Raw genomic sequence first — 16,989 nt, forward strand, 5'->3', positions numbered from 1 at the left:
CTTTCTATCCAGGAGAACAACTATGTCCCGGACCCTGTCACCATTGCCCCAACGCAGTGACACCTCCTCCCCCTCCGCGAGCATCGGCTCGCGTCTGCGGGCGGGCGCCCTGCGCGCCCTGCCCAAGAGCTACCTCATCCTGGTGCTCCTCGCGATCATCGTGGTGGGCTACTACGTCTCGGACGACTTCCTGACGTTCCGTAACGCCGAAAACGTCATCACCGCCGCATCGATCATCGTCATACTCGCCATCGGCCAGTACTTCGTCGTCCTGACGGGCGGCATCGACCTCTCCGTGGGGTCGATCCTGGCCATGTCCACGGTGCTCACGGCACTGACCCTGCAGGCCGGAATGCCCGCTGGTGTCTCCGTCGTGTTCGTGCTGGGCTGCTGCGCCATTGCCGGGGTGATCAATGGCATCCTCGTCGTGTGGCTGAACATCCCGCCCTTTATCGCGACCCTGGCCATGATGAGCGCGGTCAAGGGTTTCAGTTACATTATCCAGTCGACGAGCCTGATCGAGATCCGCGACCAGCCGTTCATTCAGGCCTTCTCCCGCGGCAGCTTACTGGGCATCCGCAACCCGGTCATGATTTTCATCATCGTCGCCGTGGTCGCGGCGCTCGTGGCGAAATACACGACATTTGGCCGCTCACTATACGCAATCGGCGGCAACCCCGAGGCCTCCAGGCTTTCGGGTCTGCCCGTCGCGCGGAACCTGATCCTCACCTACACCATCTCCGGGGTACTGGCTGGCCTCGCGGGGCTTGTCGCAGCCGCCCAATTGAGGCAAGGAAGCTCGCTCATCGGCGTCGGCTACGAACTTGACGCCATCGCGGCCGTCGTCGTGGGTGGAGCTTCCCTCATGGGAGGCAAGGGCGACCCCCTGAACGCGGTGATCGGCGTGTTCATCCTGACCACGATCATCAACATCATGAACCTCGTGGGGATCTCCTCGGAGCCGCAGCTCGTGATCAAGGGAGCCGTGATCGTCCTGGCCGTCTTCCTTTCCAGCGCCGGCGGCGTCCAGAGGATTTCCGGTTTCTTCTCCAGACACTTCCGGCGTACCCAGCCGGCCTAGTCCGCCAACCATCTTTAGCTCATTCAGCCTCAGAAAGCAGGAATTTCATGTCCATTCGTCCCTTCGGTCGCACCGATCTGACCGTCTCAGACATCTGTGTCGGCACGAGTGCGCTCGGGAGCTTCCCCGCCCAGTACGGTTACGAGGTCGATGAGGACACCGCCGTCGCCACGATCCACCGCGTCTTCGACGGGCCGTTCACCTTCATCGATACTTCCAACGAGTACGGCGGCGGCGCCAGTGAAGAGCGGATCGGCCGGGTGATCGCCGAGCGCGGCGGCATCCCCGAGGGCTACGTGATCGCCACGAAGGTCGATCCGATTCCTGGCACCACAGACTTCTCCGGCGACCGCGTGCGCCGGTCGGTCGAGGAGAGCCTCGAGCGTCTCGGCCTGGACAAGCTCCAGCTCGTCTACCTGCACGACCCCGAGAAGATTTCGTTCGAGGAGGGAGTGGCCAAGGGAGGTCCTTTGGAGGCCCTCATTGACCTCCGTGACCAAGGCGTCATCCAGTACCTGGGCGTAGCCGGAGGCCCCATCGACCTCGAGCTGAAGTACCTTGGGACGGACGCGTTCGACGCCGTCATCAGCCACAACCGCTACACGCTCGTCGAACAGACGGCCGAACCGCTCCTGGAAGAAGCGGGCCGGCGCGGAGTCGCCTTCGTGAACGCCGCCCCGTTCGGCGGTGGGATGCTCGTGAAGGGACCGCGGGCCGTCCCGCGGTACTGCTACGCACCCGTCGACCAGGCGACGATCGACCGGGTCCTGCGCATGGAAGCGTTGTGTGACCAATACGGTGTGCCGCTCGCGGCTGCGGCCCTGCAGTTCTCCGTGCGCGACGAGCGCGTCGCGTCCACCATCGTTGGAATGTCCCAGCCGAGCCGGGTCGAAGAAACAGTCCGCCTGCTGAGCCATGAGGTCCCTCAGGACCTCTGGGACCAGCTCCTGCCACTAGCTCGCGAGGGCCGGAACGGCATCGAAGCCGTGACGGTCTGACTGCCGGGGCAAGCAGCAGGAATTTACGAAAGGAAACCAAGCAATGACCAGGAAGAAGCAGCCCGAGCCGGTGGACGTTGTCATCGTCGGCGCAGGCGCCGGCGGGGCAACCGCTGCGAAGGTGCTGTCCGAAGCGGGCCTGAAGGTGGTGGGCCTCGAGCGTGGGCCCTGGCTAAAGCCCGAGCACGCCTCGGGAGACGAGCTCAAGTTCCTCAACCGGAACTTCATCTGGCAGGATCCCAAGATCAAGCCGCGGACCTACCGCCCCAACGACAAGGTCGAGGCGGAAATCACCAACTTCTCCGCGACGCCGCAGGTCGTCGGCGGCGGCACCACCCATTGGGGTGGCATGGTGCCGCGCATGGCCGAGAGCGATTTCAAGCTGCGCAGTCTGCACGGTGATGTTCCCGGCGCGAGCCTGGTCGACTGGCCAATCTCCTATGACGAGCTGGAGCCGTACTACACGCGCGTTGAGTGGGAGTTCGGCACCTCGGGCCTGGCGGGGGCGAACAAGTGGGAGGCGTGGCGCAGCCGCGGCTACCCGACCAAGCCGTCACCGCTGAGCCAGATCGGGCGGACTTTTGCCACTGCGATGTCCAAGCTCGGCCATGGCACCTTCCCGATGCCGCAGGGCATGGTCACCGAACCCTACCGGGGCCGTCAGCCCTTCAGTGAGAACGGCTTCTGGCAGCAGTACCCGGATCCCGGCAACGGCAAGTCATCGACCTTGATCAGCTTCATTCCGGACGCGGTCGCGACCGGGCGCTACGACCTCCGCTCCGACTCCTATGTAAGCGAGATACTCGTCGGCAAGGACGGCCGCGCCACCGGTGTCCGCTACCAGGACGAGGACGGCGACGAATTCGTCCAGCACGCCAAAGCCGTGATTGTCTGTGGCGGCGGCATCGAGACCCCGCGCCTGCTGCTCATGTCCAAGTCCGGGCTCTTCCCGGACGGCCTCGGCAACGGCAGCGGCATGGTCGGCAAGAACGCGACCTTCCATCAGTACTCATTCTCGGTTGGCTTGTTCGACCGTGAGGTCAGCGACCCGCTGTACGGGTGGGCGGGCCACTACATGAGCCTGTGTTCGTTCGACTTCTACGAGACGGACGAAAGCCGCGGCCACATTCTCGGGTCGCTGATCTTCCCGTCGATGATCGGCCACCCGGTGAACTGGAGCTTCCCCGGCCGGCCTACCTGGGGCCAGGCGGCGAAGGATGCAGACCGCGAGTTCTTCAACCACAGCATGAAGATCGGCGTCCTGCTGCACGATCTGCCGGTCGAGGACAACCGCGTCGATCTTGACCCGAACGTCAAGGACGCCTGGGGCCTGCCCGTAGCCCGCATAACCCACACGCCCCACTCCAACGACTTCGCCCAGGAACGCTGGCAGGTCGCCAAAAACGGGGAAATCCTCGAGGCCGCCGGCGCGAAAAAGGTCATCCCGGTCAACATGGAACGGATCACGGGCAACACCTCCCACGAACTGGGCACCGCTCGCATGGGCAACGACCCGGCAACGTCCGTCGTCGACCGCTGGTGCCGCTCGCACGAGGTACCGAACCTCTACGTTTTCGACGCGAGCTTCTTCCCGACCGCGACCGGCATCAACCCGGCCTTGACGATCATGGCGAACGCCTGGCGGTGCTCGGATCGCATCCTCCAGGTTGACCGCCACGGCTGGTCCGAAAACTAATTCAGGCATCACAGGACACGAAAGGACAGATGTCACATGGGACAGGCGGAATGGGCTACAGTGCCCATCTCAACGCGGGACGTCGACGGCCCGGTCTTCTTCACCGAGCACGAGTGGAATACGATCGAGGCGGCCTCCGCGCGGATCATCCCCACGGACCACCACCCGGGCGCGCGTGAGGCCAAGGTGGTGCGCTTCATTGACCGGATGCTCGCGGGAACGCAGTTCATCTTCCCGGCTGCAGATGGGAACGGGTTCCTCCGGATGGAGGGCCGCGACGAGGCGGCGTGGCGGGAGCGCATCAAGCAGCGCCGGGAGTTTTACCGCGAAGGCGTCGTGGAGTTGGACCGCCTGGCGAAAGAGCGCGCCGACGTCGACTTCCTCGAGCTTTCCGAAGAGGACCAGGACGTCGTGCTCGAGACGCTGTCGGGCGCGGCGAAGCCAAACGCATTCTCACTGGAACACTCCGAAGCGGGGCTCGGGGGCGCGCCGGCAGGCAACCAACCTGTCAACGAGGACTTTCTCGAGTTCTTCCCGCTGCTGGTGCTCAACACCCGTCAGGGGTTTTACGGTGACCCGGTGTACGGCGGCAACGAGAACCGGGTCGGCTGGGGCGTCATCGGCTTCGACGGGCCCCCGTCGCTGGCGTCAACCATGGACGGCAGCTACACGACCCGTAAGTACATGATCGAGGCGGCGGAATGGCCGTACGATCAACATCCCGAAGTCCTGAGGTACCGGCGCCCGTGATCGGGGGCGCGCCGATCGGGGGCGCGCTCCCGGCCCTGTCGGGGATAGCCGGGGATAATGGAGGTGTGTCCACGACTTCCGCGCCCTCAGACGCCCGCAACCCCAACGGGCGCGGGGAGCGGCTGGCCTCCAGGTCGAAGGCTCCCCGGATGTCCGACGTCGCCCGGCTCGCCGGCGTCTCCCAGCAGACGGTGTCCCGGGTTGTCAGGGGGGCAACCAATGTGGATCCCGACATCCGTCGACGCGTCCAGCACGCAATCGAACAGCTCCGGTACCGGCGAAATCCCGCGGCTGCCGCTCTGGCCAGCAACCGCACAATGACCATCGGCGTTGTTAGTTTCGAACTGTCGGTCCTCGGACCAACGGTGGCCCTGTACGGTATTTCCGAGGAAGCGCGGCAGCATGGTTACGCGACGCGTTTAGTCACCCTGGCAAGCCTCGAACGGAAGGACATCAGGGCTGCGTTCGAGTCCATTAATTCGGACACAGTTGACGGCGTGATCGTGCTCGCGCCGCTCCTGGATGCGATCTCCGTTCTCGACGACCTCGACATCGGCGTTCCCGTGGTGACGTTCCAGCAAGGATCGCAGCCGAGCCCGAATAGCGTTTCCGTTGACGAAGTAAAGGGAGCCCGGATGGTGGTACGCCACCTGCTGGACCTTGGGCACAAGACAGTGTGGCACGTCCAAGGCCCCCCGGGGTGGATGGCAACATCCGCCCGGGTCCAAGGATGGGCAGAAGAACTGGGGGCGGCGGGATGCTTCGCTCCCACGCCGCTTGCAACGTCCGATTGGTCCGCCGCTGAGGGATACCGAGTCGGCCGCGAACTGGCCGCAAGGCAGGACGTAACGGCGATCTTCGCTGCCAACGACCCCTTCGCGCTCGGGGTGATCAAGGCCCTGGACGAGGCCGGGCGCGACGTGCCGGGCGATGTCAGCGTCGTTGGATTCGACGACGTCAAAGAAGCACCCTACTTTCGGCCGGCACTGACCACGGTAAGGCTTGATTTTGAAGCCATTGGCCACATCGCTGTAGGCCGCGTACTGTCCATGATCAAAGAGGAGGCTGAGGGAGATATCCCTCTGCTGGAACCGCGACTGATACTCCGCGATACCACGGCCCCCCCACGAAGCTAGCGCCACCACCGGAGGCTCTGACTTCCCACACTCATGCCTTTTTAGCAGCCCCTTTGGCGTGAGTGACTAAAGGGCATTGCCCATTTCCCAAAAAGCTAAGACCAAGGTCTTGAAAAGTTCTACCAGACCCGACTAACGTGAGTTAGCGCTAACTCAGGTACTCAAAGAAGAGAAAAGAGAGAAAACAATGGTCGATCCATTTGTCGTTGTGGCAGTTTCGCCGAGGACTATCAATGTGAAGAATCCCGGCGACGGCGTAGCCAACGTCAAGCGCATCAACGAGTTCATCGACACGGCGGTGATGGTCGGTGCTTGGGAGGGCTCTCCGGTCAAGCTGGTTGTCTTGCCCGAAATGGCGATCCAGGGCATGATCGCCAACACGCCCGGGAACCGTGAGAAGGAGCGCCACTTTGCCGTGACGATCCCCGGTCCGGAGACGGACGAGCTGGCGAAGAAGGCCGTGGAGCTCAACACCTACATCGCCGCCGAGCTGTACATGGTCAAGGACGATGATTTCCCGGACCGCCACTTCAATGTCGCCTTCATTATCGATCCGCAGGGCGAGATCATCTACAAGCGCTACAAGGCCACCAGTGACGCCTACGAGGGCGGCATGCTCGGCAACATGAACCCGCACGACGTGTGGGACGAGTGGATTGAAAAGAAGGGGAACGGCAACGCAATGGACGCCATCTTCCCGGTGGCGAAGACGGAGATCGGCAACATCGGGTATGCCATCTGCCACGAAGGTGTCTATCCCGAGGTCCCGCGCGGCCTGGCCATGAACGGCGCCGAGATCATTATCCGGGGCACACTGATCGAGCCGGCCGTCCAGAACGGCATGTGGGAGCTGCAGAACCGTGCGCACGCCATGTTCAACTCGGCGTACGTCGTCGCCCCGAACCTGGGGCCGGAGGTCCGCGAGGACGGGAGCATGCAGGACCTGTTCGGCGGCCAGTCCATGATTGTCGGTCCCCGGGGCCAGATCCTGACCAAGCAGCAGGGCTGGACCTCGGGTGACTCGTTCGTCTGCACCACGATCGACATCGAAGCGCTCCGGCGGGCCCGGGTGTCGAACGGCCTGTACAACCAGGTTAAGGACCTGCGCACCGAGCAGTATCGGGTCATCTACGACAACCCGATCTACCCGAAGAACCAGTACCTCGAGGCACCCCCGGGTGAGGGATGGCTCGCCCGGGAAGACTCAACACGGGCCGCCAACATCGAGAAACTCATCGAGCGCGGCGTACTCACGCCGCCCACCGGCTATAAAGCCTAGGTTGGTAGTCCGGCCGGGGTGCGCGTAACGCGCACCCCGGCCGGCACGACTTCCCCGATTTAGTCTCGTGTCAACGAATCTTGCCCACAGAGGCCGATACCCCGGACGGCGCCTATCCCAGGGCGAGGCCACTAAGTCCTCGCACCGCCACCGGGGCTCAGGACATTTGTCGGCAAATAATGTTAGCGCTAACACCCATTTCAGCCCGTGGAGTCGACGGGTGTTTTGCTTGGAGGATTCATGGACGTCTCAGTGGACGGAACCGAAAAATTTGTCATTGGCGTGGACTACGGCACGCTCTCCGGGCGGGCCGTCGTCGTCCGGGCCCGGGACGGCAAGGAACTGGGCAGCGGGGTCTTTGACTACCCGCATGCTGTGGTCACCGGCGAGCTTCCGGAGGACACGGCGGGCGTCGCCGGCATCCGGCTTCCGGGAGAGTGGGCGCTCCAGGTGCCCGATGACTACCGGGAGGTCCTGCGCCAGGCTGTGCCCGCGGCGATCGCCGACGCCGGCATCGATCCTTCCGACGTCGTCGGGATCGCGACGGACTTCACGGCCTGCACCATGCTCCCGGTCAAAGCCGACGGCACTCCACTCAGTGAAGTGGCGGGCTTCGCGGAGAGGCCACACGCCTATGTGAAGCTGTGGCGGCACCACGCCGCGCAGCCGCAGGCGGACCGCATCAACGCCCTGGCCGCCGAGCGGGGCGAAAGCTGGCTGCCCCGCTACGGCGGGCTGATCTCCTCCGAATGGGAATTCGCCAAGGGATTGCAGCTGCTCGAGGAGGACCCGGAGAGCTACGCCGCGATGGACCGCTGGGTGGAGGCCGCGGACTGGATTGTCTGGCAGCTGTGCGGCAGCTACGTCCGCAATGCCTGCACGGCCGGCTACAAGGGCATCTACCAGGACGGCCGCTATCCGTCCGAAGACTTCCTCGCCGCGCTGAACCCGCAGTTCAAGGACTTCGTGTCCACCAAGCTGGAACACACCATCGGTCGGCTCGGCGACGCCGCCGGCTATTTGACTGCCGAAGCCGCCGCTTGGACGGGGCTCCCGGAGGGGATCGCCGTCGCGGTCGGCAACGTGGACGCGCACGTCACCGCGCCGGCGGCCCGGGCTGTCGAGCCGGGACAGCTCGTGGCCATCATGGGCACCTCCACCTGCCACGTCATGAACGGGACCGAGCTGCGGGAAGTGCCAGGCATGTGCGGCGTCGTCGACGGCGGCATCGTGGACGGGCTCTGGGGCTATGAGGCCGGGCAGTCCGGGGTGGGGGACATCTTCGGTTGGTTTACCAAGAACGGTGTCCCTCCGGCATACCACCAAGCCGCGGCTGCCGCCGGCCTGGACATCCACGAATATCTCACCGAACTCGCGTCCAACCAGGCGATCGGACAACACGGCCTGATCGCGCTCGACTGGCACTCAGGAAACCGCTCCGTGCTGGTAGATCACGAACTCTCCGGCGCCGTGGTCGGACAGACGCTGGCCACCCGTCCGGAGGACATTTACCGGGCCCTGCTGGAGGCCACGGCCTTCGGAACCCGCACCATCGTGGACGCCTTCCGGGACTCAGGGGTGCCGGTGAAGGAGTTCATCGTCGCCGGAGGGCTCCTGAAGAACAGGCTCCTGATGCAGATCTACGCCGATGCCACGGGCCTGCAGCTCTCCACCATCGGCTCCGCCCAGGGGCCGGCCCTGGGATCGGCCATCCACGCGGCCGTCGCGGCCGGAAAGTACCCGGACGTCAGGGCGGCTGCGGCCGCGATGGGCTCGGCGCCGGGCGCCGTCTTCACCCCGGTCCCGGAGAACGTCGCCGCCTACGACGAACTGTTCAAGGAGTACCGGACCCTGCACGACTACTTCGGCAGGGGAACGAACGAGGTCATGCACCGGCTTAAGGCGATCCAGCGCAGTGCCGTCCGGCCCCTCATCGGCGCGGCCCTCCTCGCCGACGGAGTGCCGGCATGAGCGCGCTGCTGGAGTCCATCGCCCGGATCCGCCGGGAAGTCTGCGGACTGCACTCCGAGCTGACCCGCTACGGGCTGGTGGTGTGGACGGCCGGGAACGTTTCCGCGCGCGTCCCCGGCTACGACCTCATGGTGATCAAGCCTTCGGGCGTCTCCTACGACGAGCTGACCCCGGAGCTCATGGTGGTCACGGACTTGTACGGCACGCCGGTGACTTCGCTTCCCGTCGGCGATCGTGCCGGCGCTGGCGAGAGAGTCGAATGGGGCAACCCGGACCTCACGCCTTCATCGGACACCGCGGCGCACGCCTACGTCTACCGGCACATGCCGCAGGTCGGGGGAGTGGTGCACACCCACTCGACCTACGCCACGGCCTGGGCTGCCCGGGGAGAAGCGATACCCTGCGTGCTGACCATGATGGGGGACGAGTTCGGCGGGACGATCCCGGTGGGCCCGTTCGCGCTGATCGGGGACGACTCGATCGGCCGCGGCATTGTGGACACACTGGCCCGGTCCACCTCGCCGGCCGTGCTGATGCAGAACCACGGGCCCTTCACGGTCGGCAAGGATGCCCGCTCGGCAGTGAAAGCCGCTGTCATGTGCGAGGAAGTGGCCAAGACGGTCCACGTTTCCCGCCAGCTCGGCGAGCCGCTGCCCATCGACCCCGCCCAGATCGACTCGCTCTACGCCCGCTACCAGAACGTCTACGGCCGGTAGCCGCACCCCACAAGCCCGGGGCGCCCGGCCACCGCACTCCCAAGCTGGCCCGGCGCCCCGTCCAACGACCTTTTTCCTATCCCAGGAGACACCCATGTCCAACGCCAACAACACCTCCCTCGACCAGTACGAGGTCTGGTTCCTCACCGGCAGCCAGCACCTGTACGGCGAGGACGTCCTCAAGCAGGTCGCCGCCCAGTCGCAGGAGATCGCCGACGCCCTGAACGCCTCCGCCGACGTCCCCGTCAGGATCGTCTGGAAGCCCGTGCTGACGGACTCGGACGCCATCCGCCGCACCGCCCTGGAAGCCAACTCCGACGACGCCGTGATCGGCGTGACCGCCTGGATGCACACCTTCAGCCCGGCCAAGATGTGGATCCAGGGTCTGGACCTGCTCCGCAAACCGCTGCTGCACCTGCACACCCAGGCCAACATCGAATTGCCGTGGGCGGACATCGACTTCGACTTCATGAACCTCAACCAGGCCGCGCACGGCGACCGCGAGTTCGGCTACATCCAGTCCCGCCTCGGCATCCCGCGCAAAACCGTCGTCGGACATGTGTCCAACCCGGAGGTGTCCCGTCAGGTGGGATCCTGGCAGCGCGCCTGCGCCGGCTGGGCCGCCGTGCGGACGCTCAAACTCACCCGGTTCGGCGACAACATGCGCAACGTCGCCGTCACCGAAGGGGACAAGACCGAGGCCGAGCTGCGCTTCGGCGTCTCGGTCAACACGTGGTCCGTCAACGAACTCGCCGACGCCGTGCACGGCGCCCCGGAGGCCGACGTCGACTCCCTCGTCGCCGAATACGAGCGGCTCTACGACGTGGCCACCGAACTTCGGGCCGGCGGAGCGCGGCACGAGTCGCTGCGCTACAGCGCCCGGATCGAACTGGGCCTGCGGTCCTTCCTGGAAGCCAACAGCTCCGCCGCGTTCACCACCTCCTTCGAGGATCTGGGCACGCTCCGCCAGCTGCCGGGAATGGCCGTGCAGCGGCTCATGGCCGACGGCTACGGCTTCGGCGCGGAGGGTGACTGGAAGACCGCGATCCTGGTCCGCGCCGCCAAGGTGATGGGCGCCGGACTGCCCGGCGGCGCCTCGCTGATGGAGGACTACACCTACCACCTCGTCCCCGGGCAGGAAAAGATCCTGGGCGCGCACATGCTCGAGGTCTGCCCATCCCTGACCGCCACCAGGGCCCGCGTGGAAATCCACCCCCTCGGCATCGGCGGCAAGGAAGACCCCGTCAGGATGGTCTTCGACACCGACGCCGGTCCCGGCGTCGTGGTGGCCCTGTCCGATATGCGCGACCGCTTCCGCCTCGTGGCCAACGCCGTGGACGTCGTGGACCTCGACGAGCCGCTGCCTAACCTGCCGGTGGCCCGCGCCCTCTGGTCACCCAAACCGGACTTCGCCACCTCCGCCGCCGCCTGGCTGACCGCCGGGGCCGCGCACCACACCGTGCTGTCCACCGCCGTCGGCATGGACGTCTTCGAGGACTTCGCCGAAATCGCCCAAACCGAACTGCTCACCATCGACTACGGCACCACCATCCGGGGGTTCAAGAAGGAACTGGCCTGGAACGCCGCCTACTACAAACTGGCCGGCGGCCTGTGACCGGCACCGAACACGGGCTCCGGCACGGGGACTACACCGCGGTCATCACCGCCCGCGGAGCCGCCGTGCGGGAACTGCAGTTCCGGGGACGGGACCTGATCGTCCCGTTCCCGGCCGGCGGCCCCAACCCCGACTTCCGCGGCGTCATCGTCGCGCCCTGGCCGAACCGGATTCCCGACGGCAGGTACACCTTTGACGGCGCGGACTACCAGGTCCCGGTCAACGAGTCCGGCCGGCAGTGCGCCCTGCACGGCTTCACCCCGGAGCTGGACTGGAAGCTGGAATCCTCAACGGAATCCGCCGTGAAGCTCTCCTGCGCCATCGAGCCGGGGCCGGGCTATCCGTTCACGATCGGACTCACCGCCAGCTACCGGCTGGACGGGAACGGCCTGCACACGAGAGTCGCGGCAACCAACATCGGAGGCAATACCGCTCCTTATGGGGTTTGCCCCCACCCTTACCTGCTCGCAGGACCGGCGCCGCTGGATGAATGGACCCTCGAGGTCCCGGCGCGGACGTTTCTTGAGGTCACGCCCGACCGGTTGCTGCCCGTGGCCCTCCGCACGGTCGTCGACCACGAATTCGACTTCCGCACTCCGCGCATAATCGGCGCCACGAAGATTGACCACGCCTTCACTGAGATTGCCTTCGACGCCGATGGCGGCTCCCAGATGGTCATCCGGGATCCGGACGGGACCGGAGTGGGCATGGCGTGGGACCGCAGCTGCCCCTGGCTGCAGATTCATACGGCCGACAAAGAGCACCCTGCGCCTAACCGGCTGGGATTGGCCGTCGAACCAATGACCTGCCCGCCCGATGCATTCAACAGCGGCCGGGACCTGGTGCGGCTCCAACCCGGAGCGTCCCATGAAGCGTCATGGAGCATCTTCGCTTCCTGACCGCACGAGACCACCGAGCACTGGGCAGAGCGCTGCCTCCGGACCGGATTAACTCGGCGGCCCGAATTCAGGGATGACGTCGCACCCTACCCAAGGCAGCGCGGTCTGATTCTGCGCCGTCCGGTTCTGCGTCGTCGAAATCCCGGACCAGCCGCAGACGAAAACATCCCGCGTTAGCCCTCGCGAACGCATCAACGGTCAACTCTGAGTCATCCGCGTCGGCTCCGTGGCGAGCCGTCAGGCGACCAACCAGTCTGCGACCAGAATCCCTAAGTGGCAGGGGCCAGAGGCCCCGGGACCCGGAAAACCTCCCTGAGATCGAGTCCAGAGCATAGGACGCACACTGACCCCAGGCTCGGTTGACGGTACCCCTGCACGAAGTGATCGGTCAGGGATTGAACAATGCACACTTTGGAACAAGGCCGTCCTTCCTTGCACGTCCAGCAACCGTAGGATTTTTGAAAGCGGTCACACAGCTTTCGGCGGGGCAACTCCGGCCGGAGGGGCCGTTTTTACCGCCAGAGCCAGGTTCCGACCCACAAAGACCTTTCCGTGCCGCATGCTGGCTCCGGTCCGCGGGTGTGCCGGCCGCGAGAGCGGGCTGCATATGAGTGCTACCAGAACAGGAACGACCCATGATCACCGTCGCCACCGGGGCTACTTATCACGTCACAGGAGACGAGCCCCAGTCGATTGCCGAACGCCTTGATGCCGCTGAGAAATTGGCTCGGGAAGGGGCTCTCAGGGAAGGCAATCACGGAATTCTCGTGACCCGCCATGGACCGACCACGTTCACAGTAAATCTGAGCCCAGAAGTTCCCTACGGAATCACTCAGGAACGCGATCTCGCCTGAGACCGGGACAGTGCTGGCAAGCACGAAGTCAGGGCAGCCTGATGGATATGCCCGGCCAGGTCACGCCACGCCTTGGACGCCCATCTCCTGAGGCTCCCCCAGCTGACCAATACCCGAATCGAGCACGGAAGAAGATGACCCGTATGTCACCAGACGCGATGCTTCACCACACTGCCCTCACGACCGACGCAGCGGCATAACGCGTTCATGGGAACATCACTTCGTCGACGGCCGTTGCCCGCCTATCCAGCGTCGAATGACAGCGGCCGGCCCCGGACAACGCTGGGCGGTCGATGGTTGCTGGCCGTCCTATCCCTCGAACTGGTATTGGCGATGTCAGTGCTCCTGCCTCTCCTGTTTGATCTTGAGCCGTGGGGCGGCCGTGGGGTTCTTGCGAGGATAGCCACGATCGCCTCGGTCCTGCTTCTTCCTGTCGTCCTTCATGCCGCCTGGAGCCTTGTCCGGCAACAGCAGGCCGCACGGAACCCGGATCCACGCGCGGGCCGGGAAGGGTTTGTGCTGTCCGCCCGCCACCGGGGTGGGCGGAGTCTGAGCGTTGAGGTCGTCGGCCGACGCCGATTCGACAGGGAAGGCCGGGGATCAGGGTTCGAGGGAATCGCGCGGCCGCTGGATGTCTCCACGGCAGAGAGCCCGGCGGACCAGGAAGTCAGGGCGCGCCTCGATCGCCTGTTCGCCACCCGGACATTGATAACGGCGTTTCAGCCGATCCGTGTCTTGGGAACCGGCGAGATTGTCGGTGCCGAAGCGCTCACCCGATTCGTCAGCTCGCCCATCAGGTCTCCGGATCAATGGTTCGACGAGGCGGATGCAATCGGGCGGGGCCTCGAACTCGAATTCCTTGCCTTGGACACTGCCTTGCAGGCCGCAGCGGAGCTGCCTGCCCATCTCTATGTTGCCGTGAATCTCTCGCCGACGGCCTGCCTTGATCCGAGGCTAAGTGACATCGTGAGGGATTCCGGTCTGAAACCCGGGCGAATCGTCGTGGAGCTGACTGAGCGCTCAGCCGTAGCTGACTATGCACCTCTCACAGCAGCACTGGCCCCCCTTAGAAGCGCTGGGCTACGTATAGCTATCGACGACGTCGGCGCCGGGTTCTCGTGCATGCGCCACATCCTTAGGCTCAGCCCAGAACTGATCAAACTTGACCGGACAATCCTGGCGGGAATCGACAACAGCCCCAGCCAGAGAGCCCTGTACGCAGCGATGGTCAGCTTCTCGTCACAAATCGGGGCAAGTCTTATCGCCGAGGGAATCGAAACCACTTCAGAACTGGCCACGGTAACTGAACTGGGAGTCAAGGCCGGGCAAGGCTACCTCTTGGGACGACCATCTGTGCTTCCGGCGGACTGGTCCCATTGGAGACAGCGGAACCGATCGTCAACGAGTGGAAATGACGATTTTCACGATATCTAGGGCCGATCCGCCGGGGCCGGCCAGCCTCCCGAGCAGTGTTCCCACGACTATACGGAAAGTATTCAGATGACATCAGCTCCCGAAACCGTCCTTTGGACGATGCTTACAGGTGCAGACGCCGCCCGGGACCACATCCGCGGTGCTGCGGCTGAATCAGGTTTCAGGGCCACGTCCTTCGATGAGGACAGTATCAATATCGAGATACCATTTTCCCTCCGCAAGCGACGCCGAGCCGCGAAGCTTACCGCTGCCGTGCGGCCGTCCGCGCGTGGGGCAAATGTAGCCTGGACAGGAGATTCCGGCCCGCTGAACCACGATCATTTCGCCAGTATCGAGGAAAAGCTGCCCGAGGGTGTCATGTATTACCACGGGCTTGAGGACGCCGCGTTGAGGGCAGGTCTCTCCTTGGGAGGACCAACCACGTTACGTGTCATCGTTCGCGCGCTGGCTCGAGACGAAACCGTCCGAGCTATCGGGATGGGGCACCTGAATGAGACCGCAGGGCACGTCGTCCTCACGACCAGGCGCCTTCTCGTCATCGAAGCGTCCGGCCTCGGCTCGCGAACACTCCTTGATGCCCCGCACGGATCCATCGAAGCACTGTCGCTGGGGAAGAGGATCACCGGAGAGATCCTCAGGGTCGCCCTGTCCGCAGGCCCGATCGTGATTTCACGGCTCGGCCATGGGGAAGGCCACGGCATCGTCAAGAGCTACAGGGATGACCGGAAGGAACGCGCCCGCTTCGTACCCTCCTCCGCGGGGCACGGTATGGCCCCTGGTCCCCGAAATCCATGACGCAGAGTTCCGTCGAGGCGAGATTCTGTCCGGCCGGTTCACAGCCCGGTCAGTTTCCTTAATTCGGCAGAGCGGCTCCGCAGCACTTCCGGGTTCTCCTGAACTTCGCTAAGCGACAGACCCGTAAATTCCCTAATGGCACGACGCATGGCTTGCAGGCTTGCGAACCCGCTGGCGCTTGCTATGCCCGACAGAGAGCGTTTCCAGGCGGTTGCTTCGGCGAGGAGTTCGAGGGCTTCCAAGGTCCGCAGGGCGCGAATGTGCGCGCTGACGTGGAGTCTTTCGACTTCGAAGAGGTAGTAAAGGGCTCGGCGTGAAAGAAATGAGTAGGCCACGACCTCGTCAACAGTGAGGGCAGGGTTTCTGAAGTTCTTGCGCACGAACTTCTTGATCGCCACGATTCGGGCCAGTTTAAGGTCGCCGGGATCGGCCGGTGTCTCGAGCAGCGAACTGACCAGGGCCGTCATCATCGACCGGGCGACCGGTTGGAGACGCTGCATCTCCTGCGCTATGGCCGACCGCTGCCAGCCGGACAAGGCCGGAAGAATCAGCCCACGCATAATCGGGTTTTCTCTGATGTCGGCCAACCCTTGCAGCCGTTTAACCGATCTTTCGTCCAGGCCCAGCAGCTCCCGGTCGAAGTGCAGCCGCACCGCACTGAAGCCGGCTGGCGCATAGAAGGTGCCCGGCAAACGAAGATCAAAGAACCTGACTGTACCGGGAGAGACGGCCTCGGAACGCCCCGAGAAGCTGAACTTGTCACACGAAGTCCTGAAATACACGAGCCAGTCGCTGGGCCCCGGATCTCCGTTCCAGAAGCAACTGGAGGGTTCATTCGTGACATCAACGAGGCTGAACCCGGGACCGTCGAGGCTCAGGGCGGTGGGACTGAAACCCGGCCGCACTAGCCTCTCGGTTTTTTCCAACCGAACGGGAGCATCAATGGCGCTGGCGTACCAGCTCCGCCAATGTTCGAATTTTTCGTTTGGACTCAACCCGGCCGGAACGCTGTAACGTTTGATCTGGTCCGGCTGCGACCCGTCCGGACCGCCGGCCACGACCTCGCCGGGAGATATGTATTGCATTGGCTGGGGACCTTCTAGCTCGTCCGAGATTCAATGTGCCACGCCGCTGCAACACAAGGCGTGCCCGTGTTGTACGGGTTGTAGAACGTCTGTCCATTCTACCGCCGGCCGGCCACCAGCACTTCAGTGGCACCCGCTCATCGGGTCCGACAGCGATGACATCAGCCCGCAGGAGATGGATGCTCCCTAAGCGGGTGTTGCCTATGTCCCGACCTGCTCGGCACTGCCTGCGGCCGGAGTGGCCATTGCCGTCCCTTTATTGTTTGAAGGCGGCGTCGAAGGAGGTGTTCGAGGCCGGGAAGTCGAACTTCTTGAGCGCGGCGAGGGCTTCGGGGGCGCCGTGGAGGCGGTCCATGCCGGCGTCTTCCCATTCGATGGAGATGGGGCCGTCGTAGCCGATCGCGGTCAGGGCGCGGAAGGACGATTCCCAGGGCACGTCGCCGCGGCCGGCGGAGACGAAGTCCCAGCCGCGCCGCGGGTCGCCCCAGGGCAGGTGCGAGCCCAGAACGGTGTTCCGGCCGGTGGGCCGGAGCTTGGTGTCCTTGCAGTCGACGTGGTAGATCCGGTCCTTGAAGTCCCAGATGAAGGAGACCGGGTCGATGCCCTGCCACATGAAGTGGGAGGGGTCCCAGTTCAGGCCGAAGGCCTCGCGGTGCCCGATGGCCTCGAGGGTGCGGACG

15 protein-coding genes are annotated in these 16,989 nt (G+C 64.6%); 13 read left to right on the forward strand and 2 right to left on the reverse strand.

Features of this window, described 5'->3' with window-relative positions; all coding sequences use genetic code 11:
- Positions 1–22: 22 nt before the first annotated feature.
- The 13 genes from B5X90_RS17335 to B5X90_RS21050 all read left to right on the forward strand — a co-directional run bounded on the left by B5X90_RS17335 (position 23) and on the right by B5X90_RS21050 (position 15,224).
- Positions 23–1,081: an ABC transporter permease gene (locus B5X90_RS17335; RefSeq protein WP_079555193.1), complete on the forward strand. Its 1,059-nt coding sequence runs from the start codon at positions 23–25 to the stop codon at positions 1,079–1,081.
- 47 nt (positions 1,082–1,128) lie between these two features.
- Positions 1,129–2,079, forward strand: a complete 951-nt coding sequence (locus tag B5X90_RS17340; RefSeq protein ID WP_079555194.1) for an aldo/keto reductase — start codon at positions 1,129–1,131, stop codon at positions 2,077–2,079.
- A gap of 43 nt (positions 2,080–2,122) precedes the next feature.
- Entirely contained in the window at positions 2,123–3,775 is a 1,653-nt protein-coding gene (locus B5X90_RS17345) for a GMC family oxidoreductase (protein WP_079555195.1), read from the forward strand.
- Between the two features lie 36 nt (positions 3,776–3,811).
- A complete protein-coding gene (locus B5X90_RS17350; RefSeq protein ID WP_079555196.1) occupies positions 3,812–4,525 on the forward strand; it encodes a gluconate 2-dehydrogenase subunit 3 family protein in 714 nt (237 codons plus the stop codon).
- A 149-nt stretch (positions 4,526–4,674) separates the two neighbouring features.
- Entirely contained in the window at positions 4,675–5,661 is a 987-nt protein-coding gene (locus B5X90_RS17355) for a LacI family DNA-binding transcriptional regulator (protein ID WP_079555197.1), read from the forward strand.
- 187 nt (positions 5,662–5,848) lie between these two features.
- Complete coding sequence (locus B5X90_RS17360) at positions 5,849–6,940, forward strand: nitrilase-related carbon-nitrogen hydrolase (protein ID WP_079555198.1); 1,092 nt, start codon at positions 5,849–5,851, stop codon at positions 6,938–6,940.
- Positions 6,941–7,180: 240 nt separating this feature from the next.
- On the forward strand, positions 7,181–8,911 hold the full coding sequence (gene araB, locus B5X90_RS17365) for a ribulokinase (RefSeq protein WP_079555199.1): 1,731 nt from the start codon (positions 7,181–7,183) through the stop codon (positions 8,909–8,911).
- Positions 8,908–9,627, forward strand: coding sequence for an L-ribulose-5-phosphate 4-epimerase (locus B5X90_RS17370; protein WP_079555200.1), 720 nt, complete (start codon positions 8,908–8,910; stop codon positions 9,625–9,627). Before araB ends, B5X90_RS17370 begins: the two co-directional genes overlap by 4 nt.
- A gap of 94 nt (positions 9,628–9,721) precedes the next feature.
- Positions 9,722–11,242: an L-arabinose isomerase gene (araA, locus tag B5X90_RS17375; RefSeq protein ID WP_079555201.1), complete on the forward strand. Its 1,521-nt coding sequence runs from the start codon at positions 9,722–9,724 to the stop codon at positions 11,240–11,242.
- Complete coding sequence (locus B5X90_RS17380; protein ID WP_079555202.1) at positions 11,239–12,141, forward strand: aldose 1-epimerase family protein; 903 nt, start codon at positions 11,239–11,241, stop codon at positions 12,139–12,141. The genes araA and B5X90_RS17380 overlap by 4 nt, the downstream gene beginning before the upstream one ends.
- A 635-nt stretch (positions 12,142–12,776) precedes the next feature.
- On the forward strand, positions 12,777–12,995 hold the full coding sequence (locus B5X90_RS17385) for a hypothetical protein (RefSeq protein ID WP_079555203.1): 219 nt from the start codon (positions 12,777–12,779) through the stop codon (positions 12,993–12,995).
- 207 nt (positions 12,996–13,202) lie between these two features.
- A complete protein-coding gene (locus tag B5X90_RS17390; protein ID WP_256860310.1) occupies positions 13,203–14,429 on the forward strand; it encodes an EAL domain-containing protein in 1,227 nt (408 codons plus the stop codon).
- 66 nt (positions 14,430–14,495) lie between these two features.
- Complete coding sequence (locus B5X90_RS21050) at positions 14,496–15,224, forward strand: hypothetical protein (RefSeq protein ID WP_143264799.1); 729 nt, start codon at positions 14,496–14,498, stop codon at positions 15,222–15,224.
- A gap of 38 nt (positions 15,225–15,262) precedes the next feature.
- On the opposite strand, the gene B5X90_RS17400 is transcribed toward B5X90_RS21050, so the two are convergent.
- Both B5X90_RS17400 and B5X90_RS17405 read right to left on the reverse strand, forming a co-directional pair.
- Positions 15,263–16,309, reverse strand: coding sequence for a helix-turn-helix domain-containing protein (locus B5X90_RS17400; RefSeq protein ID WP_079555205.1), 1,047 nt, complete (start codon positions 16,307–16,309; stop codon positions 15,263–15,265).
- Positions 16,310–16,565: 256 nt separating this feature from the next.
- The coding region (locus tag B5X90_RS17405; protein WP_143264800.1) for a sugar phosphate isomerase/epimerase family protein at positions 16,566–16,989 on the reverse strand (424 nt) is incomplete at its 5' end.

This window comes from Arthrobacter sp. 49Tsu3.1M3 (assembly GCF_900168135.1).
Taxonomy (GTDB): domain Bacteria; phylum Actinomycetota; class Actinomycetes; order Actinomycetales; family Micrococcaceae; genus Arthrobacter.